The following is a 279-nucleotide window of genomic DNA, read 5'->3' on the forward strand; positions in this document are numbered from 1 at the left end:
GCTAGCTCCATCTGGCTATCCTCGAGCCAGCCATTTCCGGGACTGAGTGCACTCGCCCCGGTGGCTGGTGCTGTCTTGCTCGTCTGGCCTTGTTCTCCTTCCATCGCTACGGCGGTTCTTTCAAGCGGGCCGCTCCGCTTTACAGGAAAAATTTCATACAGCCTGTACCTCTGGCACTGGCCGATTCTGGTCTTTTTCCGTCACTATGCCGGCGGCGCGATGCCGACAGCGGGCGAAGCGCTGATCCTCATCGCGGCAGCCTGGGCGACGGCCTATTTG

Annotated in this window: 1 pseudogene; it reads left to right on the top strand. The window is 60.6% G+C overall.

The window, feature by feature from the left end:
- Positions 1-75: 75 nt before the first annotated feature.
- Positions 76-279: pseudogene (locus EN852_RS42095) on the top strand (acyltransferase); the annotation flags it as partial.

The organism is Mesorhizobium sp. M2E.F.Ca.ET.209.01.1.1 (assembly GCF_004010375.2).
Lineage (GTDB): Bacteria > Pseudomonadota > Alphaproteobacteria > Rhizobiales > Rhizobiaceae > Mesorhizobium.